This is a genomic window from Thermococcus sp. (genome assembly GCF_026988555.1).
Classification (GTDB): domain Archaea; phylum Methanobacteriota_B; class Thermococci; order Thermococcales; family Thermococcaceae; genus Thermococcus.
The window spans coordinates 78,813-98,079 of record NZ_JALSLB010000054.1; the positions used below are offsets into that span (position 1 = coordinate 78,813).

Consider the following 19,267-nt stretch of genomic DNA (forward strand, 5'->3'; position numbering starts at 1 on the left):
TTTCCCATGAAACCTAAAAAGGGTTCGGGCGAAATGTTTTTACGTTTGGAAATACAATTGTTACCATGAAGGCAGTCCCCCTGCTGGTAGCGTTCGTGGTGTTCCTGGCTGGGTGCCTGTCCTCTACCAATGGAGGTGGTGTTATGAACGCTGAAAAAAGCCTGAAGATTGGTTCTATTTTCCATGACGGCAGCTTTATCCCCTCAAAGTTCACCTGCGACGGGGAAGATATCAACCCGCCTATCTACATCGGCAACATAAGCCCCAAGGCCAGGAGCCTGGTCATAATTATGGACGACCCAGATGCCCCCAGAGGTACTTTTACACACTGGATAGCATGGAACATTCCGCCAAGAGGCGAGATCCCGGAGAACCTCCCCAAGGTGGCGGAGGTTAAGAACCCTATGACCCTCATCCAGGGGAGGAACGATTTTGGCAGGGTGGGGTACGGGGGTCCGTGCCCTCCACGTGGACATGGGACACATCACTACCGCTTCAGAATATACGCGCTGAACGTGGAGCTCAACCTGAAGCCCGGGTCAACAAGGGAAGAACTTGAAGAGGCCATGAGGAACCACGTGATCCAGTGGGGAGAGCTGGTAGGCCTATACAAGCGGATATAAACATCGAGTCACTTTTCTTTAAGCTTTACCACCAGGTTTACCGCACTCTGAAACGCCGATAGGAAGTTGAGGGTAAAGAAGATCCAATCGCCGATCACGTAGGAGTACACCGTAAGCATCGTCGCGGCGGTCACGTAGATGATTATAAACTTCAGATTAAGAGGGCACTGTCGCGTTCTTACTGTTTCGATCGTTTGGGGCACCCATGAACTCACCAGCAGTATCATTCCGATTAACCCTATTATCTCTCCACCGTTCATACTCGTCACCCAAACGGGAGAACCGTAAAGACAAAAAAGCATTATGCACTTCTTTAAGTTAAAAGTGAGGGAATAATTGGGTGGGATAGGCACTTAAAACTAAAGTTGACTCGCAAGCCTTGACATCGCCCAGGTCTTTACATCGTCATCGATTATGCCCTCTATGAGGTTCATTGCCTCGGATACCCTTCCTGACCTAGCCAGAACCATGGCAACCTCCGCCTGTATCTTGGACTTGTTCGAGAGATCCCTCATGTACTCCGCTATCTTCAGGGCCTCATCCGTGTCTCCCATGTTGAGAAACTCAAATGCCAGGCTCATCAGGGCTTTAGTGCTCTCCGCTTCGGTTTCTATGTCCAGGGCACTTTTAATGGCCAGCTCAAGGGCGTCCCTGTAGTCACCACCTTTCCTAGCCAGCTCAAGGGCTATACGGGACATTGCTTTAGAGCGAACAACCTTATCCGGAATGGCCCTGGCCATATTGACAGCTTCATCATAGTTGCCGGCCTGAATAAGCTTTAAAACCGCTTCGTAAAGGGATCTAGAGCGATACCACTCCTGCATGGCTACCCCCAAAGGTTTTAGAGCTCAAAGAATTTAAGCCTCCCGTGGCTAGCGATTGAAGAACCGTGCAGGTCACCAACATCAAGACTTATAACCCTACACGACGAGTGGTAGATAGGTGGGAAAATGAAGAGGTACGCGATCTTTATCGTGCTCTTGGTTCTTGGGGGATTTGCGGCCGGATGCATATCGGGCGAAACTTCACCAGGCACTTCAACAACACAGTCGATGGGACCCTCAGGGTACACGATTATCAACGGCACCAAGATATACTTCAACGAACTCCACTTCTACATGTACGGTATGAAAACGTGCCCGCACTGCAGGCACATGCATACCTTAATTCCCGCAACCTTCGGTGAGAGAAGTCTGACTTATTATGAACTGGTCGGAAACGCCACAAATGACGAGATATTTAGAGAACTCTCAAGGCTGACTGGGATCTCGGGAGTGCCGGCTATTGGAATAACTTACCAGGGAAAGCTTAGAGGGGTCATTGAGGGGGAATTCAACGTAAGCGCCACCCCACAGATAGTGTACCAAGCCATGAAACATTCGGGGGTCTTTCTTGAGGTGGGAGGAGAGTGGTACATCCTGCCCTACAACGACACGAAGTCCCAGGTGTACATAGGGCAGCTCTACACCATCTTCGTCAAGAACCGGCTACCGAAGACGAATCAGACGTCCGGTTGATCTCTTTTGGAGTTATTGCACAGTAGGGGGCCATTAAAACACCCTGGCATAGCCCCATTTCCTTACACTCATGAGGATGGAGGTCTCGGTGCTCCTTATCCCCCCTATCCTTCCGAGCTTCTCTATAAGGAAGTTTTCAAGCTCCTGAAGGTCCCTCACCGTGACTTGCATCAGGATATCGTGAGCACCCGTTGCGATCCCCAAGACATCCACCTCAGGGAGTTTACTGAGCTCCTCCGCTGCCATTTTTATCCTGCTGGCCTCAACATCAACCGCTATAAAAGCGACTATTGAGTAACCCGCCTTGAAGGGATTGATGAGCGCAGAGAACTTTCGTATAACCCCTATCTCCTGGAGTTTTTTGACCCGAAGACGCACTGTGGACTCTGGAACCCTCAACCTCCGAGCCATTTCAGAGTAGCTCGCCCTCCCGTTTTCCTGGAGTATCCGAAGGATGCCCCTATCAAGTTCATCGAGACGAATCTCAGCCATACAAACCACCGATCTTAATATTTCAGCATTTTATTTATAAAGATTTATATGTAATACGTAAAATTTAACCGAAATCTCTATTAATTTCTAAGGAGTATAACATCTAGGGTGTGACCATGGACGAGGAGGATGTTGCCAGACGGTACTCCCACATGTTCCCAACATCATCGCGGGTAACCTACACCCCAATAGTAGGGGTCAAAGCGGAGAACGCGCGTGTTTGGGACATCCGTGGGAGGGAGTACATAGACTTCCTCAGCGATGCTGCCGTCCAGAACGTTGGCCACAACAACCCCAGGGTGGTGCAGGCAATAAAGGAACAGGCCGACAGACTCGTTCACTTCACGTTTATATACGGCTTTCCGATAGAGCCTCTCCTCCTGGCAGAGAAGCTGGCCGAGATCTCACCGATCGAAGACCCAAAGATAGCCTTTGGCCTCAGCGGAAGTGATGCAAACGATGGTGCAATAAAGTTCGCCAGGGCGTACACGGGAAGACGTTCAATTCTCAGCTATCTGCGAAGCTACTACGGCTCCACGTACGGCGCTATGAGCCTTACAGGGCTGGACTTTGAAGCCCGGGCTAAAGTGGGGGAACTCAACGGCGTTCACTTTATCCCATACCCAAACTGCTACCGCTGTCCATTCGGGAAGGAACCCCAAAGTTGTAGGATGGAGTGCGTGTCCTACCTGAAGGAGAAGTTCGAAGGAGAGGTACATGCCGAGGGTATCGCCGCCCTCTTTGCCGAACCAGTACAGGGGGATGCGGGCATGGTTGTTCCACCCAGAGACTACTTCAAAAGGGTGAAGCGCCTTTTGGACAAGCACGGGATCTTACTGGCCGTCGATGAGGTTCAAAGCGGGATGGGAAGGACGGGCAGGTGGTTTGCAATAGAGCACTTTGGAGTCAAACCCGACATAGTAACCCTCGCCAAGCCCCTGGGGGGTGGACTGCCCATAAGCGCCATCCTCGGACGGAGAGAGATCATGGACACCCTGCCCCCGATGGGACATGCGTTCAGCCTGAGCGGGAACCCCATTGCAAGTCGGGCGGCGCTGGTGGTCATAGAGGAGATCGAGGAAAGGGATCTCTTAAAGAGGGCCGAGAAACTGGGGACATACGCCAAAAAACGGCTGGAGAAGATGAAGGGAGAACATGAACTCATCGGTGACGTTCGTGGCCTCGGCCTGATGCTTGGGATTGACCTTGTGAAGGATAGAGAGACGAAGGAAAGGGCATACTCCGAGGCCAGGAAGGTCGTCTGGCGGGCCTATGAGCTCGGACTTATACTGGCGTTCCTGCAGGGCAACGTGCTCAGGATACAGCCACCGCTGACGATAGAGGAGGACCTGCTTGAAGAGGGGCTCAACCGATTGGAACAGGCAATAAACGACGTGGAGGAGGGAAAAGTACCCGATAGGGTGCTCTCAAAAGTTCAGGGATGGTGAAGAAGTTCAGAAGATGACCTCATCCATCCCCGTTTCAGTGGAGCCCTCTCCCGGCCTCAACTTTTCAGGCATGTTCGAAAACGCCAGTATCTGGTAGATCGCGGAGATCAAGAGTAGAATCGCGCCCACCAGGATTATCAAGGTCAACGCCCCCCACCAGAGCCATTTTGCAGTGTCCGCGAATTCTTTGACACCGGTTATGTCGTACATGGCCTCCCACGCTTTTTTCTGGAAGTAGGCCGCCAGGATGAAGACGACAATAACGGCGATGGCCACGATGACGATCAGACCCAGCACAGTGGAGCTTTGAGTCCCCTGATCCAGATCGTAGACCACAGATGTTGACTCCCCTATCCCTATAGGATGGGACCCATGGAAAACAACTCCCTCCCCTGAGCTCGGGTGAAGGGCTAAGACACCGGCCAGCACGATGATAACGGCGAGCACAATACCGCCCACTGCAACTATGAATCCGTAGAGATAGTACCTGAACGGTCTGCCGTCTCCCGCCTTGTCCCCAACTCCTTTGAGAGCTATCAGTATGAGTACAAAGCCCACCAGAGAGAGGATGCTTCCAAAAACCCCTATGTACGGCACAGCACCGAAAAATCCCGCCGCAAGTGCTAGTATGGAACCTATTAGACCAAGGTTCCTTTCACTACTCACGTCAACCTCCACTGATACCACCATAAAATGTAAAGGTGCAACTTCTTAAAAAACTTTAGGAGGGGAAAAGCATACACCAACGATGAAAAAAAGCCGGGGGAGTTACCCCTTCCCTTTCTCGGTCTTTGAGCCCTCGTCCTTCTTGCTTGACTCTGCGGATTTCTGAGCAGGTTTTGCGGCAGGTTTAGGTCTCGCCGCGGCAGGGGGCTTAAGGCCGTAGCCAATTACCTTGAACCTGAACTCTGTTCCGTCCCTCAGGTAGTACGTGGTTTCCTTGGTCTCTTTGTTGAATGTGATCCTCTCCACGGGGAAGCGGTAGTCCCCGAACTTCTCGTTGAGCTCCTGAACCTTCTTGGGATCGATGGGAACCCAGTCGTACAGCTCCAGGTCTTCCTCCATCCCCGAGGTGGTCAGGTAGCAGTTCTCCACGTGCCCGAGCGCCCCTGTGGGACACACATCCACACAGAACTGGCAGAAGGTACACCTGCCGTAGTCCACCTTTGGATGCGGTCTCTTCTCAATTTTTCCATCGATCTCTATCCAAGTCATCTCTATTGCCCTGGCCGGGCATATCTGACCGCAGAAGTTACAGCCTATGCACTTCTTCCAGTCGAGAGTGTGGAACCCCCTGTACTTGGGTGCCGGCTCTATCTTCTCGAAGGGTATCTTTATCGTGACCGGCTTTTTGAAGAGGTACTTGATGCCCAACCATGGTTTGACGAATGACTTCTTGAGCCTGACCTTCTCCTCGCCGACGATCCTAACTCGGGGTTTTTTAACGCTCTCCATCTTCATCACCTGTCTATGTCCGGCGGGCAGTTGTCAAGGGTCTTCAGGATGACCGGCACGTCCGCGAGGCGTGCTCCCTTAAGCAGTTCCTCGAGCACGGTAACGCCGTGGCTCTGGCTCGGTCCGCGAACGTGGACGCGGTAGGGCTTGTGGGTTCCGTCGCTGACTACGTAAGCACCAAAGTCACCCTTAGTGCTCTCGACGTGTGCGTAGGCGTCTCCCTTCGGCGGTTTGAACCTCGGTAGTGCCTTGAGCCTTGGATCCTGTACCATATAAGGTCCGCTTGGCGGCCCCATATCGAGGAGCTGTTCGAGTATGTAAAGGTCCTGCTCAATCTCGTACCTTCTCACAAGGACCCTCGCGAGACTGTCGCCCTCCTTCAAGACCGGAATCTCGAAGTCAAGCTCAGGGTAGAGATAGTAGGGGTCGTCCTTTCTGACGTCGTAGGGAACACCGACCGCGCGAAGGTTCGGCCCGGTGACCGCATGCCTCAGCGCAAACTTCTTGTTCATGACGCCTACTCCCTCGGTCCTCTCTATCGTGATGTAGTTGTCGAAGAGAATCTCGTCAAAGTCCTTGAGCTTGCCCTTGAGGTACTCGACGGTGTCGCGGAGCTGACGGAGCCACCTGTCCCCGGGTATGTCCCTCCTGACGCCACCGGGGACGGTGTAGATGTGGTAAACCCTGCCACCGGTGAGCTCTTCAAAGAGGCGCATGAACCTCTCACGGTAGGCAGCCGCCCACTGACCGGCCGTGTAGAGGCCTATCTCGTTTCCAAAGCCCAGTACCCAGAACATCCATGCGCTCATCCTCGCCATCTCAAGGACCATCGTCCTTATCCACTGGGCCCTGTCTGGAACCTCCCAGCCGACTATCTCATCGACTGCCATTGAGTAGATGTTTTCCGGAACGTCACTCTCGGGGACGCATATACGGAGGAGCAGGGCTATATTCGTGAAGTATGGCCTGCCCTCGGCCAGCTTCTCAAAGCCCCTGTGCAGAAAACCCGGATTGACTATCGCCTTCTCTATCCTGTTGCCGTCCATCTTCAGGATTATGCTGAAGTTCTCGGTGGCCATGTGCTGCGGTCCAAAGAACAGTTCGTAGGTGCTCTTGTCTATCGGATGCAGGTACATGTCGTGCCCCTTTGCTTCTTCCCTAAGTTCCTTCGGTACTTCCAAATCGGCCATGGTCATCACCTCATATCACGTAGTTGGTCTTGCTCTCATCGTACCTGTCGAAGTCCTCGCCGTATATCCCCTTCACGTACCCAAGCATGTTGAAGTCCTTCCTGAAGGGGTGCTTCTCGTATTCCCTCGGTTCAAGGATGAACGGCCCGAGCCTTGGGTTGCCCTCGTACATAACTCCGAAGAACTCATGACCTTCGCGCTCGTAAGTCTCCGCCACGGGCCATATATCCATGACCGTCGGGAGTCTGGGGTCCTCACGTGGAATCCTAGTCCTTACCGCAGCATGAATGCTCTCATCCACGCTCCAGAGATGGTAGATCACCTCAAACTCCCCCTCCTTGAGCCAGTCCACGACGGTTATCTGTATGAGCATCTCAAACTTTTTCTGGGCGGTCTCAAGGAATTCTTTTATCCTTTCTGAGGGAACCTTGAACTCAACGCGCCGCTCGCGCCTGACGTTTCCTTCGGCGTAAGGCGCTTCTCTCAGTATTTCCTCAACGAGCCTCCCCTCTTTGGTCTCGGGAATTTCAGGCTTGGTCTCCTCGGTGTTCGCGACTTTCTCTTCGACCTTGGGTTTCTCGTTCATATCCATGCCAGCCACCTCCTCGCTTCTTTCTCACGCCAGTCTTCACCAAAAAGCTCATCCTGGTTCTTCCTGTAGTACTCGTAGTTCTCCCGGTACCTCTTCCATCCGTCAGCGGTTCCCTCATCTATCTTGCGCATTATCTCCATTATCCCGTCCATAACGGCTTCGGCCCTCGGCATGCAGCCCGCTATGGCAACATCAACCGGCAGGTATCTGTCGAACTGCTTCACCACGTTATAGGAGTCCCAGTAAACGCCGCCGTTTATCGGGCATGATCCGTGTATCATGATGTACTTCGGGTCCTGCATCAGCTCGTAGGTTATGATGATCCTCTTGAGGGTCTTCGGGGTGACGTAGCCTGTGATGAGGAAGAGGTCACCCATCCTCGGCGCAGGGTTGGGCATTACTCCAAAGCGCTCGAAGTCATATCTGGCTGTGGCAAGGGGTGGCATCTCGATACCGCCGCACCCCGTACAGAACGCCACTATCCAGAGGCTCTTCTTTCTGGCCCATCGAAACAGGGGCTCGAAGAGTTTGAACTCCTGGAGCTCGTAGCTTATGAAATCGTCATTTTTCTTCTCGCTCATTCACATCACCTCACACCGTCAGCAACACGGCTATTATTCCGATTATCGTCGGCCACTTCCAGAAGAACTTCGCAGCCTGGTCGATGGTGAACCTCGGGTAGATACTGGCCACGAATATCGCAATGAACAGCACCGCTATCTGCTTGATGAGCAACTCAAGGAGGTTGCTCGCTCCGCCGAGGAACAGTATGGCGAAGAACGCCGTCTCAGCGAAGAGCTGAACCGCGTGCTGGGTGAAGAGTATCGCCGCCTGTTTGCCGCCGTACTCAAGCATTGGACCCATAGAGATTTCCGCTGGGGCGGTTATGATGTCGAAGGGTTCCAGCCCGATCATCGCTTGGAAGACTATGTCAAAGACTATCATCGCCAGCAGGAGTGCAGGAACCAGGATACTCCATCCGTGGATCTGCTGAAGGGCCACTATCTCGCCCAACTTGAACGTTCCGAAGTGCTGGACGATGGCGATTATCGCAAGGCCGTAGGGGAGTTGCATGGCAACCATTGTGAGGAGGCCACGCTGAACACCGAGAGCCGAGTACGGGTTTCCAGAGCTCATGGCACCGAGCATTATACCGAGCATCGGCACCTCAAGGAGGTACGCGACGACTATGAGGTCCGCGTTGCTGCTGAAGAGTTGGAAGTTTGCCAGGGGAAGGAAGAGCAACGCGGTTATGCTGGCGCCGAGGGCAAATATCGGACCGAAGTCGTAGATGAAGCCGTGGCTGATGCTCTCCTTTTTTCCAAGCAGTTTGAGGGTGTCTATAATCGGCTGGTATATCGGCGGACCGACCCTTCTCTGTATCCTCGCCATCGCCTTTCTCTCGATTCCCATAAATATGAAGCCCATGAAGGTGGCGTAGAGCAGCATTCCGATAACTTCAAGGACTAGCCTGACGTCGAAGTTCATTCACAACACCCCCCACAGTGCGAGTATCAGCAGCACTATTGCAAGGTACCATGAGTAGGACTGAACGTTGCCGTTGTAGACGCTCTTCCTGAGAACGTCGGCAAAGTCCTCCGATAACTGGCCCAGCCTCTCGTAGAACCTGTCCCAGCTGTACTTGAGCCAGAAGTCAAGGGCCTCGGCGAGCGGCCTGTAGAAGTTCCACCTTATGCTGAGGTTGTAGTCCTCCGTGACAGGGTTACCCGACTGGTATGTGTCCGTGACCGGAACCTTCCTAGCTCTGGCTCCGTACACGTACAGAAGCCCCGCTATCACTATACCTGCAACGAGCACCAGAGCAACACTCAGGGCGTTGTAGGTTCCGTTGGGGGTTATCATCTTGTAGTAGTTTCCGGTGATGACCGGCTTCCTGAACAGCTTGTTGATGTACTCAACGACCAGACCCGGGGCTATTCCAAAGACTATGTTCAGTATTCCAAGTATGCCCATTCCGATGAGGAGGGGTGCTGGTGCTTCTTTAACGTCGTCAAGGTCACTCGGTCTCTGCCCGAACCACAGAGAGTACAGGAACCTAACAACGTAGGCAAACGCCAGCGCGCTTCCGAGGAATATCGCACCGGCCACCAGGGGCATGTGCGCCTGGATTGCCGCCTCGTAGATCAACCACTTACTGGCGAAGCCGGCCATCGGTGGTATTCCCGCGAGGCTGAGCACCGCCACGAGGCCCATTGCGAAGGTTATCGGCATCTTCTCAGCCAGTCCTCCGAAGTCCTCGAACCTAGTCTTTCCAGTTCTTAGTATGACCGCGGCGGTCACGAGCCAGAACAGCCCCTTGAATATCGCGTGGCTGAGGACGTGGAAGAGCGCCCCGCTAAAACCAAGGGCGGTACCGGTTCCTATCGCCAAGAGGATGTAGCCGACCTGTCCGACCGAGGAGTAGGCAAGGAGCTTTCTGAGGTCCTCCTGAAGCACCGCAAGGAAGCTGGCCACCACAACGGTTATCGCCCCTATCCAAGCGATGATGTAGAGAAAGAGCGGATGGCCGTGGAAGGTCCCGAGGCTGAAGTAAAGCTTGGCACCCATCATCATGAGGAGGACGTAGAATATACCGTAGACTCCAGCTTTGCTGAGAACACCGCTGAAGAACGTGGTGTAGCTCTGATCCGTCTCACTGTAGGCGTCGGGTGCCCAGACGTGGAGTGGAAATGCTCCCGCCTTGACACCGAACGCCGTCAGGAAGAACGTGAACAACAGGATCATGTCGGTTCTGCTGAACGTGAGTGTGGCGTGGTAACCCATGCCGGAGAGTCCGGTGAGCTGGGCATCCTTGGCAAATATCTGGGATATCGTGGTGAAGTCAAGGGCCCCCGTTCTGGCGTACACAAGGGCGATTCCAAGGAGCATCGAGTAGGCACCGATGACGCTGAGGACGAAGTACTTTAACGAAGCGTGCCTGTTGTACTTGAGCACCATCATAAAGCTGGCGAACGTCATGAGCTCCCAGAACAGGAAAAAGCTCACGAAATCCTGGGCTGTGAAGACACCGAGCACGGCTGTGAAACTCATGAGGGCAAATAGCCAGTTGTAGCCGCTTTTCGCGGTCGACACCATGCCGAGTGCCATTGTAAGGCCCAGAACTGCCCCAATGATGGCGAAGTACCACGTCATGGTGTTCAGGGCGAAGCTCATGTTAAAGCTCCCCAGGGTGAAGGAGTAGGTGATGGACTTCCCATCCGCCACCGTGGGGTAGGCTTTTATGAGGTAAGCCACCGGGACGACCGCACCCGCAAGGCCGATGAGCTCCCGCACGCCCTTAACATCGAGCACCCAGGCAAGGATCCCCGCCAATATCGGGACGAAGAGGATTATTGTAACCTCGTTGATCATGCTCCCACCCCCATCAAGGGCACGTTCTTAATGTACTGGGCGACGTTGAAGATATCGGCCCCGGCTTTCTGGGCAAGGTTCCAGACGTAGTCCGGGTAGACGCCGATGACTATTACAACGGCCACCAGAAGCAACATTATGGCACCCAGTGCAGCGCTCTCTGTGATCCTCTCCCCGCTTCTCTCGAACCACATCACGTGTAGCAGCCTCAGGTAATAGACCGCCTCCACGACGCTGGCTATCAGCACGAGGGCCGCGGCCCACGTGTAGCCGACGTCAACTGTCGCCAGTATTATCCTCAGCTTGCTCCAGAACACGTTAAACATCGGGATTCCAATGACCGCCAGTGAGCCGATCGTTATACTGAACGCCGTGATCGGCATCCGCCTCCCGAGCCCTCTGAAGTTCTCCACCTCGTCACCCCCCAACTCCACCGCAACGTAGCCGACGGCGATGAAGAGGAGAGCCTTGACTATCGCGTGGTTCACCATATGGAAGACCCCAGCGTCAACGCCAGCCTGGGTCCCAAGGGCAAGCGCTAGGGCTATGAAGCCCACCTGGGATATGCTGGAGTAGGCTATCATCCTCTTGACGTTCCTCTGTCTCAAGGCCGAGAACTCAGCCACGATCACCGTCAGGGTCGCCATGATGACCACCAGTTTGAGCACGGAGTGCCAGCTGCCCACAGCCTGCATGAGGTAGAGCAGTCTCGCGGCCGCGTAGAGACCCGCCTTGACAACGAACGCTGAAAACATGACGGTCACGGGGTGCGGCGCGGCCTGGTAGGCGTCGGGTGCCCACGCATTGAGCGGGAAGAGCTCGGCCTCAACCGCAAGGCCAAAGATAAGCAGGGCCAGTCCAGCCTGAGCGGCGGTGGCGTTCATGGAACCTGCCAGTTGGGCGATCTGTGCCATGTTCAGGGTCCCAAGGGAGCCGTAGATGATGGCTATGCCTATCAGGAAGAAGCTTGAACCTATGCCACCCAGGATCATGTACTTCATAGAGGCTTCTGCCGCTTCCCCAGTCTTGTTGTAGGCGGTGAGCGCGTACGCGGTTATTGACGTTATCTCCATAAAGACGAAGAGGTTGAAGATATCGCCCGTTGCTATCATCCCAGTTGCCCCAAGCATAAGCAACAGGAACAGCATGGCGTACTTGTCGATCGGCTCGATTTTGATTGTCTTGAAGTTGTATATGCTGAGCAGAAAACTTACCGCGGCTACTATGAACACGAACAGCGCCGCAAAGTGGCCGATGTAAAGGTCGATTCCAATGGGGGGCTGCCATTTACCCGCCATGACGATTATTGGCTTTCCTGTGGTGTAGACCTCATTGAAAACCCATGCAGCCGCTGCCGTCTGAACCGCCGTGACAAGCACCAGAAACGGCATCACTGCCTTCTTGCTTGCGGCCTTGATTACCGGAACGAAGAACGCACTTATCAGGGGTATAGCTATGAGGAGTGATGCGTACTGACCGTTCATCCTCTCAACCTCCTTATCTCCTCGATGTTAAGGGTTCCGTACTTCTCGTACAGGATTATGGCGGCACTAAGGGCCATGGCGGTCGTTGCAACGCCGATGACGATTGCGGTGAGGACAAGGGCCTGGGGAATGGGGTCAACGGCGCCCTTAGGGCCGACCCCCTCGCTGAGAATTGGGGCACTCTTCCCATTGATGTACCCGATGCTTATGAGGAGCAGGTTGACCCCCGTCTCCATGATGCTCAGGCCCACGAGCATCTTGAGCAGGTTCTTCTTGACCAGCACAGCGTACAGGCCGATCATTATCAGGGCTATAGCTCCGAAATAGTAGGCGCTGATTTCAATCATTGCCACTCACCCCTTCCTTGAGCATGTTATCTATGATTCCGCTGAGCTCGGTTCCAACCTTGAGGCCTATCAGGATGTAGATTATTGGAATGAAACCGCCACTGAAGAGCTTTCCAACGGTTCCAACATGCCAAGTCTGCCATATCCAGTCGTACAGGAAGTAGCTGCCTATGAGCAGCCCGATAAGGCCGACCGCTACGTAGCTCATCCCGACCAGTCCCTCGGTCACCTCGAAACCCTTGTGCGGTATCTCGTACACCGTGAACGCCATGTACAGGAGCAGGAAACCCGTTGCTATAGTGGCACCACCAGGGAAGCCTCCTCCCGGAGTGAGGTGTCCGTGGATGAATATGTAGGCACCGAAGAGCACTATGAACGGGAACAGAAACCTCGTACCCGTGGTGAGCACGACGCTTCCAGGGACTCTAGCCGTCCTCTCCCTCTTTCTTTTCCAGAGCAACGCTCCAACGCCGGTGGATGCTATGAAAAGCACCGTGACCTCACCGAGCGTATCGAATCCACGGTAGTTGACGACTATCGCGGTAACGGCGTTTACCGCACCAGTTTGGTCTTTAACGTGGTTGAGGTAGTACTGGCCGACCAGCATCTTATCCTGACCAAAGGGGATGTGGGACATCGCCACGGCCAGCCAGTATCCGATTATCAGTATCGTAATGATGGCAAGAGAGCGTTTCAGGATGCTCACCATCTCACCCACCACCCTGGCTTTTCTTCCTCCTCGGTTTCAAACCTCCTCGTCCGCTTTATGGCGAATATAAAGACGGCCCCGCTGAGGGCGGCACCTATGGCGGCCTCGGTCATGGCAACGTCGGGTGCCTGCAGGAAGAAGAACAGCAGCGACGCAAACAGGCTGACCGCCGCCATACCAACCACTGCCGCCAGCAGGTCCCTCCACTCCACCGCAAACACTGCTGAGAGTACCATAATCCCTATGATGATGTAGTCGATACAGCTGATGCAGTTCATTCCTCTCCCCCCTCCTGCTTCAAGTGCTCCCCGTACTTGTCAAGGACGCTGCCATGCCACAGCGGGATGCCCTTCTTGTAAGCTGCCCTTATCAGCGCATGGGCGCTTATGGGGTTCGTCAGCAGGAGAAATGTGGCTATGGTTATCGTCTTCACCAGCCATGACCAGCTTCCGTAGCTGGTTCCAATGGCCCAGATTCCAGTGCCAACCACAACACCGAGTGAACCGAGTGTGGCGCTCTTAGTTGAAGTCTGCATCCTGTTGTAAACATCCGGCATCCTGATGAGACCCAGCGCTGAGAGGAAGTAGAAGAACGTACCTATCAGCACCAGGGCTTCTCCGATTACGGCCGCGGCGTTCATATCCCTCCCTCCAAGTAGCGCGCGAAGGCGATGACGCCTCCAAAGGCCAGGACCGCGTACACCAGTGCAACGTCGAGGAATATCATCCTCTTGTAGTAGAGTGCGAAGAGAACCATGAGGCCGGCGGTTATGGTTGTCATGATGTCCACCGCCACCAGCCTGTCAACCGTGGTCGGCCCCCTGAATACCCTGTACATGCTGAGCAGAAGCGCGATCGCTATCAGGACAAGATAAACGTTGACTCCCATCATCCGAAGATCACCTTCAGGAATTTTTCAAAGGGCACCGTTATTGCGGAGGATGCGTTTTTTACATGCTCATCCTCAGTCTCTGCGTGGAGGACTTCATCCGGAACCCATATCCAGTGTATGAAGTAATCGTCGTCGTCCACGTCGAGTGTTATCGTTCCAGGCGTCAGGGTGATTGAGTTTGCTAGCGCCAGTTTTCCGGCGTCGGTATTCAGTACCGTCCTGCAGTGAACGATCCCAGGGCGTATCGGGCGCTTTGGATGGAGAACCCGGTACGCCACGTCAAGGTTGGCCACTATCATGGCCCACAGAAAGTACGGTATGTACGCCGCAGCGTAGATGATCTTCTTTGGATGGAGGTTCGCCAGCCCCCCGGTGGTGAAGATCTCGTACGTAAAAGCCGCCACTATAAGCGACAGCAGCAAACCGAATCCCAGCTCCTGTGGGTCGATACTGGCCGTTAGGAACAGCCATATTATGAACAGCACGATCACAGTGTACAGATACCTACTTACTCTGCTTGCTTCCCCCATTGAACAACCCTCCAGTTGAGTTTCAGCTCGAAGCTAGCAGTAGCTACAGGTGACTTTTAAACAATTACTTATAAACGTTTCCGGAAAAACCCCAGGTTTAGAACTTTTGGTTAAGGTGCCGGCGCCAAAAATGTCCCCCTTTGCAGAAAAGAGTGCGTTAGAGCCAACGAATGGTCAAGTATGCCCCGCGGAGTTTCACGGGAAAGGGCGTCAAAGGGGAAAAAGACACCGGTTCAATAGATTGAAATCCTCTTAACACCCTCAAGTTTGGAGAGCTCGTTGATCAAATCCCCCGCCACGGGCCTCTCCGTGATTATCGTCAGGGTTGCCTCCGGGTACAGTTCCGGATCCTCCGCGACAACCTGGACTATGTTGATATCCCGTTCGGCTATTTTCTGTGCGATCTTGGCCAGGATGCCGATGGCACGCGGCTCGGGCTCTATCTCGATGACACCGTATCCAACGTGTCTCCCGACGTACTTCATGTGCACCGTTGGTTCAAGGTTCATGTATATGTCCCTGAGTTCCGGAATCTTGAGTATCATACCCACCGTTTCCTTGACAACCCGTCGGTCAACGTCTAGGGCCTTGGCTATTTTGGTGTAGGGGACCTCAATATCACCGGCTTTGATCTTCATATCATCCGAAACCTTGAGACCGTACTTCAGAAGTGTCTTTGCGATCTGTTTTCTCACAGGGTATTCATCAAAGTAATGCTCCACCTTTCCCCACATCTCAACCACCCATAGTAGTCCATCGCTAGACTCTTTAATTCAATAATATTAAAATGTTTCCATGCCAGCATGCTCACACTGGTTAAAGCTTTAAAAACTTTTGGTATCCCTGAGCATCCACGAACATCCCTGGACGGATATTTTAGCCATCGCCGTATTTTTAAATGCCCCTCTGTAGTCCATAAACATGATACGGCTCAGGCTACCCCACTCCAGATTTGAAGAGGCCGATGATAGAATCAGACTGATATGGCGGAACACCCTTTATGCAGACTTTGAGAAGAGCGAGCTTGAGGAGATCATCCGGAGAAAATTTCGAGTGAGCCCCCTAATCTCCGTTGATGACGGGGCCCTAATCGTGGGAACGGACTATGAAAGAGTTGAAAAGTTCATCGCCCTTTTCCTCCAGAATAACCTTGGCAGTCGCCTGATGAACGTGTACACCGGACGGTCGATCGTCTACATTCACGAAGGCATGGATGTCCCACTCCTGGGCTACAACGCGTTCGGGCTCATCGACAGGGGCACCAACCTCATTCAGGTACGCGGTGTCACAGGCTGCAATCTCTCCTGCGTATTCTGCTCGGTCGATGAGGGTCCTTATTCCAGGACGAGAAAGCTCGACTACGTCGTTGACATTGATTATCTCTTGGAGTGGTTTAACAACGTTGCGAGGATCAAGGGAATGGGCATTGAAGCCCATCTTGACGGGCAGGGGGAACCGCTCCTCTATCCTTTCCGCGTAGAGCTCGTCCAGGCCCTCCGGGAACACCCCAACGTATCGGTTGTCTCCATGCAGAGCAACGGCGTTCTACTAACGGACAAACTCGTCGAAGAGCTGGCAGAGGCCGGCCTCGACAGGGTTAACCTTTCCATCCACTCCCTCAATTCAGACAAGGCAAAGATGCTCATGGGGATGAGGAGATACGACCTTGATCACGTCCTTGACATGGCCGAGGCCCTGGTAAACGCGGGGATAGACGTCCTCATAGCTCCGGTCATAATCTTTGGAATCAACGACGATGAGGCCGAGGCATTCATAGAGTTCGCCCGGAGGATTGGGGCAGGGAAACGCTGGCCCGCCATCGGATTTCAGAACTACGTACCCTACAAATTCGGAAGGAATCCCACAATAGCCCGAGTGGTTCCGTTCAGGGAGTTCTACGGATGGCTTAGGGGACTGGAGAAAAAGACGGGCATGAGGCCCCTCGTCCTCAAACCAGGCCACTTCGGCATGGAAAAACGGGAGTTCATACCCCTCTCCTTCAGGCCAGGTGAGGTTGTTAAGGCTGAAGTCGTCCTCCCGGGTAGAATAAAGGGGGAGATGCTTGCAAAGGCCCGCAACAGGCTGATAGAGGTAATCAACACGGAGGCTGAAGTGGGGGACAGGATAAGGGTGAAAATAGTACGGACGAGGCATGGAATCTACATTGGAACCCCATTTTAGCGGGCGGAAAGGATCCCTAGATAAACCTGGAGGTCGTTACCTTTAACTCCCCATTCTCCCAGAGATTCAGAAGGGCCTTGGCTATCCTCTCGCCGGCCTTTCCATCGCCGAAGGGATTGGGTGCAGTTGCCATCATACTGTAGAACCCCTCATCAGTGAGCAATTTATCTACATAATGAAGGACCCTATCCAATTCAAGCCCGACAAGGACGTTTCCACCGGCTTTTACCGTTTCCGGTCTCTCGGTGTTGTAGCGGAGCGTCAAGCATGGCACATTTAAGATTATGGCCTCCTCTTGAATTCCCCCAGAATCCGTCATGATGAGCCTCGCGTTCCGTTCCAGCCTCAAGAAGTCAAGATAACCGAGGGGCTTTGTTATCATCAAGTTGTCGATAACCTCAACGCGCCTCATGAGGCCGAACTCCCCAAGTTTGCCCCTCGTACGCGGATGCATTGGATAAACCGCCTTGATAGGAAGGTTCTCCAATATCTCGACTAGCTTCTCAAGATTTTCCTTTCTGTCGGTGTTCTCGGCACGGTGAGCAGTTACGAGGATGTATTTCCCCGATTTCAGGCCAAGGCGTTCAAGAACGTTGCTTTTTTTCTCTGCCAGTTCCGAGTTCTGAAGAACGGCATCAACAACCGTGTTTCCGACAACGTAAACGTTCTCCACTATCCCTTCCCGTTCAAGGTTTTCTCTGGCCTCCTCCGTTGGAGCAAAGAGGATCTCACTTGCGTGATCCGCCAGAACCCTGTTTATCTCCTCCGGCATCGTCCTATCGAAGCTCCTCAATCCTGCTTCAACGTGAGCCACCGGAATCCTCAGCTTGACACTCGCCAGAGCTCCAGCCAGAACAGTATTTGTATCACCTTGGACGAGAGTTACGTCCGGTTTCTCGTCCATCAAAACCCGTTCTATCCCCATCATTGCCCTTCCGGTTTGTTCGGCCTGGGTTCCAGAGCCAACTTCTAGGTGGTGGTCTATGTCGTCCAGTCCGAGTTCTTCAAGGAACACCCTGCTCATCTCATAGTCGTAGTGCTGGCCGGTGTGTATTAGAAGGGATTCAACCCCCAGTTCATCAAAAGCCCTTACAACTGGCGCGAGCTTTATTATCTCCGGCCGGGTGCCGAATACGAAGGCGGGCCTCAATACTCCCCCCTCCCGACGCCCTTAAAGAGGAAGCCCCTCGGCGGGTTCTCGACGACGTGCCTGCCGTCTATCAGGATTCTCGTTCTCATGAGCTTCCCGAGCTCCTCCCAGTTGAGGGACTTAAAGGCGGAATGGTCGGTTGCTATAACGACCGCATCGCTTCCTTCAGCGGCTTCCTCGATACTTCTGCTCGTGCCCGGGACTAAGGGATCGTAGGTTCTAACCTCAGCGACGTCTTCCCTGATACCCTCAACGAAGGTAAGTGCCGGCGAGTTCCTCGTGTCGTCGCTGTCGCCCTTGTAGGCTATCCCAAAGACAGCCACCTTCGCCTCTTCCGGCGGAATGTTGAGAGTTTTCAGGGCTTCGAAAAGAAGGTCCTTCGTGAAGAGGGGCATCGAATCGTTTATCTCCCTCGCAAGCTTTATCAGACCAAAATCCTCCTTGGCCGGCCAGACCAAAAGGTGCGGATCCTTCGGAAGACAGTGACCGCCAACGCCTATCCCCGGGGTGTGGATCCTGACCCGGGGGTGCGTGTTGGCGAGCTCTATGGCCTCAAAGACGTCTATCCCGTACTGGTGTGCAAGAAAGGCGAACTCATTGGCCAGCGCTATGTTAACGTCCCTGAACGTATTCTCCATCAGCTTTACAACCTCACTAACGGTTGAACTGGTTTTGAAGGTCTGGCCCTTGACAAAGGAGCGGTAGAGCAGTTCCGCCAGCTCGGCACTCTCTGGGGTCACACCGCCGAAAATGCGTGAGTTGTACACCAGCTCCTTGAATATCCTGCCGGGCATGACCCTTTCCGGGGCGTGAACCATGTAAAAATCGTCACCACGTTTGAGTCCGGTGAGTTCCTCGATGAGCCCCGCCATCTTGAGGGTCGTAAGAGGGGGTACCGTGCTCTCTATGATTATGAGGGAACCTTTTTTCATGGCCTTTGCGGCGGTCTTGACCGCACTCTCCAGGTAGGATAGGTCCGGGGTGCCATCGTCGCCAAGGGGGGTCTGGACGCACACCACATAAACATCCCTGTCCCTTATGTCCTCGGGATTGGATGTAGGGTTCAGCCTGCCGCTTTCAATGGCTTCCCCAAGGAGGTCCTCGATTCCGGGTTCAGCTATGTGAGACGTGCCGTTTTTGAGTCTCTCAACGACCTCCTCCCTCACCTCAAAGCCGGTGACCTCAAAGCCGGCACTGGCGAACATTATCGCCGTGGGCAGACCTATGTAACCTAGACCGATAACCGCGATCCTTGCGTTTCTGCTCTCTATAAGTTCCCTCATGAA

24 protein-coding genes are annotated in these 19,267 nt (G+C 53.7%); 4 read left to right on the forward strand and 20 right to left on the reverse strand.

Annotation, left to right across the window (positions count from 1 at the left end; translation table 11 throughout):
• The first annotated feature begins 65 nt into the window (after positions 1–65).
• Positions 66–623, forward strand: coding sequence for a YbhB/YbcL family Raf kinase inhibitor-like protein (locus MVK60_RS08210; protein WP_297438254.1), 558 nt, complete (start codon positions 66–68; stop codon positions 621–623).
• A gap of 8 nt (positions 624–631) precedes the next feature.
• Here MVK60_RS08210 and MVK60_RS08215 read toward each other — a convergent pair whose 3' ends face one another.
• Both MVK60_RS08215 and MVK60_RS08220 read right to left on the reverse strand, forming a co-directional pair.
• A complete protein-coding gene (locus MVK60_RS08215) occupies positions 632–883 on the reverse strand; it encodes a hypothetical protein (RefSeq protein ID WP_297438458.1) in 252 nt (83 codons plus the stop codon).
• A 99-nt stretch (positions 884–982) separates the two neighbouring features.
• Positions 983–1,447, reverse strand: a complete 465-nt coding sequence (locus tag MVK60_RS08220) for a hypothetical protein (protein WP_297438256.1) — start codon at positions 1,445–1,447, stop codon at positions 983–985.
• Between the two features lie 126 nt (positions 1,448–1,573).
• Between MVK60_RS08220 and MVK60_RS08225 the strand changes: the two genes are divergently transcribed.
• On the forward strand, positions 1,574–2,140 hold the full coding sequence (locus MVK60_RS08225; RefSeq protein WP_297438258.1) for a glutaredoxin: 567 nt from the start codon (positions 1,574–1,576) through the stop codon (positions 2,138–2,140).
• A 33-nt stretch (positions 2,141–2,173) separates the two neighbouring features.
• Here MVK60_RS08225 and MVK60_RS08230 read toward each other — a convergent pair whose 3' ends face one another.
• Positions 2,174–2,632 carry an Lrp/AsnC family transcriptional regulator gene (locus tag MVK60_RS08230; protein WP_297438460.1) on the reverse strand — a complete coding sequence of 153 codons (459 nt, stop codon included), beginning with the start codon at positions 2,630–2,632 and terminating at the stop codon, positions 2,174–2,176.
• A gap of 116 nt (positions 2,633–2,748) precedes the next feature.
• Between MVK60_RS08230 and MVK60_RS08235 the strand changes: the two genes are divergently transcribed.
• The gene (locus MVK60_RS08235; RefSeq protein ID WP_297438260.1) at positions 2,749–4,080 is read left to right on the forward strand and encodes a leucine/methionine racemase; all 1,332 of its coding nucleotides are present in this window, start codon (positions 2,749–2,751) and stop codon (positions 4,078–4,080) included.
• Positions 4,081–4,086: 6 nt separating this feature from the next.
• Here the strand turns inward: MVK60_RS08235 and MVK60_RS08240 are convergent, their stop codons facing one another.
• The 15 genes from MVK60_RS08240 to MVK60_RS08310 form a co-directional block, all read right to left on the reverse strand.
• Positions 4,087–4,770 carry a DUF996 domain-containing protein gene (locus MVK60_RS08240; protein ID WP_297438262.1) on the reverse strand — a complete coding sequence of 228 codons (684 nt, stop codon included), beginning with the start codon at positions 4,768–4,770 and terminating at the stop codon, positions 4,087–4,089.
• A gap of 78 nt (positions 4,771–4,848) precedes the next feature.
• Positions 4,849–5,535: an NADH-quinone oxidoreductase subunit NuoI gene (nuoI, locus tag MVK60_RS08245; protein WP_297438462.1), complete on the reverse strand. Its 687-nt coding sequence runs from the start codon at positions 5,533–5,535 to the stop codon at positions 4,849–4,851.
• A 5-nt stretch (positions 5,536–5,540) separates the two neighbouring features.
• Positions 5,541–6,725: an NADH-quinone oxidoreductase subunit D gene (locus MVK60_RS08250; RefSeq protein WP_297438264.1), complete on the reverse strand. Its 1,185-nt coding sequence runs from the start codon at positions 6,723–6,725 to the stop codon at positions 5,541–5,543.
• Between the two features lie 10 nt (positions 6,726–6,735).
• The gene (locus MVK60_RS08255) at positions 6,736–7,317 is read right to left on the reverse strand and encodes an NADH-quinone oxidoreductase subunit C (RefSeq protein WP_297438266.1); all 582 of its coding nucleotides are present in this window, start codon (positions 7,315–7,317) and stop codon (positions 6,736–6,738) included.
• Entirely contained in the window at positions 7,308–7,898 is a 591-nt protein-coding gene (locus MVK60_RS08260) for an NADH-quinone oxidoreductase subunit B family protein (RefSeq protein WP_297438268.1), read from the reverse strand. Before MVK60_RS08260 ends, MVK60_RS08255 begins: the two co-directional genes overlap by 10 nt.
• A gap of 10 nt (positions 7,899–7,908) precedes the next feature.
• Positions 7,909–8,805, reverse strand: a complete 897-nt coding sequence (locus tag MVK60_RS08265) for a respiratory chain complex I subunit 1 family protein (RefSeq protein ID WP_297438270.1) — start codon at positions 8,803–8,805, stop codon at positions 7,909–7,911.
• Positions 8,806–10,689 (reverse strand): proton-conducting transporter membrane subunit, encoded by a 1,884-nt coding sequence (locus MVK60_RS08270; RefSeq protein WP_297438271.1) that lies wholly within the window; start codon positions 10,687–10,689, stop codon positions 8,806–8,808.
• Positions 10,686–12,173: a proton-conducting transporter membrane subunit gene (locus MVK60_RS08275; protein ID WP_297438274.1), complete on the reverse strand. Its 1,488-nt coding sequence runs from the start codon at positions 12,171–12,173 to the stop codon at positions 10,686–10,688. Before MVK60_RS08275 ends, MVK60_RS08270 begins: the two co-directional genes overlap by 4 nt.
• Positions 12,170–12,520 (reverse strand): NADH-quinone oxidoreductase subunit K, encoded by a 351-nt coding sequence (locus MVK60_RS08280; RefSeq protein ID WP_297438276.1) that lies wholly within the window; start codon positions 12,518–12,520, stop codon positions 12,170–12,172. The genes MVK60_RS08275 and MVK60_RS08280 overlap by 4 nt, the downstream gene beginning before the upstream one ends.
• Complete coding sequence (locus MVK60_RS08285; protein ID WP_297438464.1) at positions 12,513–13,220, reverse strand: Na(+)/H(+) antiporter subunit B; 708 nt, start codon at positions 13,218–13,220, stop codon at positions 12,513–12,515. Before MVK60_RS08285 ends, MVK60_RS08280 begins: the two co-directional genes overlap by 8 nt.
• Before the next feature lie 2 nt (positions 13,221–13,222).
• Positions 13,223–13,507 carry a DUF4040 domain-containing protein gene (locus MVK60_RS08290; protein ID WP_297438278.1) on the reverse strand — a complete coding sequence of 95 codons (285 nt, stop codon included), beginning with the start codon at positions 13,505–13,507 and terminating at the stop codon, positions 13,223–13,225.
• A complete protein-coding gene (mnhG, locus tag MVK60_RS08295; RefSeq protein WP_297438280.1) occupies positions 13,504–13,869 on the reverse strand; it encodes a monovalent cation/H(+) antiporter subunit G in 366 nt (121 codons plus the stop codon). Before mnhG ends, MVK60_RS08290 begins: the two co-directional genes overlap by 4 nt.
• On the reverse strand, positions 13,866–14,120 hold the full coding sequence (locus MVK60_RS08300; RefSeq protein WP_297438282.1) for a monovalent cation/H+ antiporter complex subunit F: 255 nt from the start codon (positions 14,118–14,120) through the stop codon (positions 13,866–13,868). The genes mnhG and MVK60_RS08300 overlap by 4 nt, the downstream gene beginning before the upstream one ends.
• Positions 14,117–14,650 carry a Na+/H+ antiporter subunit E gene (locus MVK60_RS08305; protein WP_297438284.1) on the reverse strand — a complete coding sequence of 178 codons (534 nt, stop codon included), beginning with the start codon at positions 14,648–14,650 and terminating at the stop codon, positions 14,117–14,119. Before MVK60_RS08305 ends, MVK60_RS08300 begins: the two co-directional genes overlap by 4 nt.
• Positions 14,651–14,883: 233 nt before the next feature.
• Positions 14,884–15,384, reverse strand: coding sequence for a regulator (locus MVK60_RS08310; protein WP_297438286.1), 501 nt, complete (start codon positions 15,382–15,384; stop codon positions 14,884–14,886).
• A gap of 187 nt (positions 15,385–15,571) precedes the next feature.
• Here MVK60_RS08310 and MVK60_RS08315 point away from each other — a divergent pair, with 187 nt between their 5' ends.
• The gene (locus tag MVK60_RS08315) at positions 15,572–16,831 is read left to right on the forward strand and encodes a radical SAM protein (protein WP_297438288.1); all 1,260 of its coding nucleotides are present in this window, start codon (positions 15,572–15,574) and stop codon (positions 16,829–16,831) included.
• 16 nt (positions 16,832–16,847) lie between these two features.
• On the opposite strand, the gene wecB is transcribed toward MVK60_RS08315, so the two are convergent.
• Both wecB and MVK60_RS08325 read right to left on the reverse strand, forming a co-directional pair.
• Positions 16,848–17,981, reverse strand: coding sequence for a non-hydrolyzing UDP-N-acetylglucosamine 2-epimerase (gene wecB / locus MVK60_RS08320; RefSeq protein ID WP_297438290.1), 1,134 nt, complete (start codon positions 17,979–17,981; stop codon positions 16,848–16,850).
• Positions 17,978–19,264 carry a UDP-N-acetyl-D-mannosamine dehydrogenase gene (locus tag MVK60_RS08325; RefSeq protein ID WP_297438466.1) on the reverse strand — a complete coding sequence of 429 codons (1,287 nt, stop codon included), beginning with the start codon at positions 19,262–19,264 and terminating at the stop codon, positions 17,978–17,980. The genes wecB and MVK60_RS08325 overlap by 4 nt, the downstream gene beginning before the upstream one ends.
• Positions 19,265–19,267: the final 3 nt, after the last annotated feature.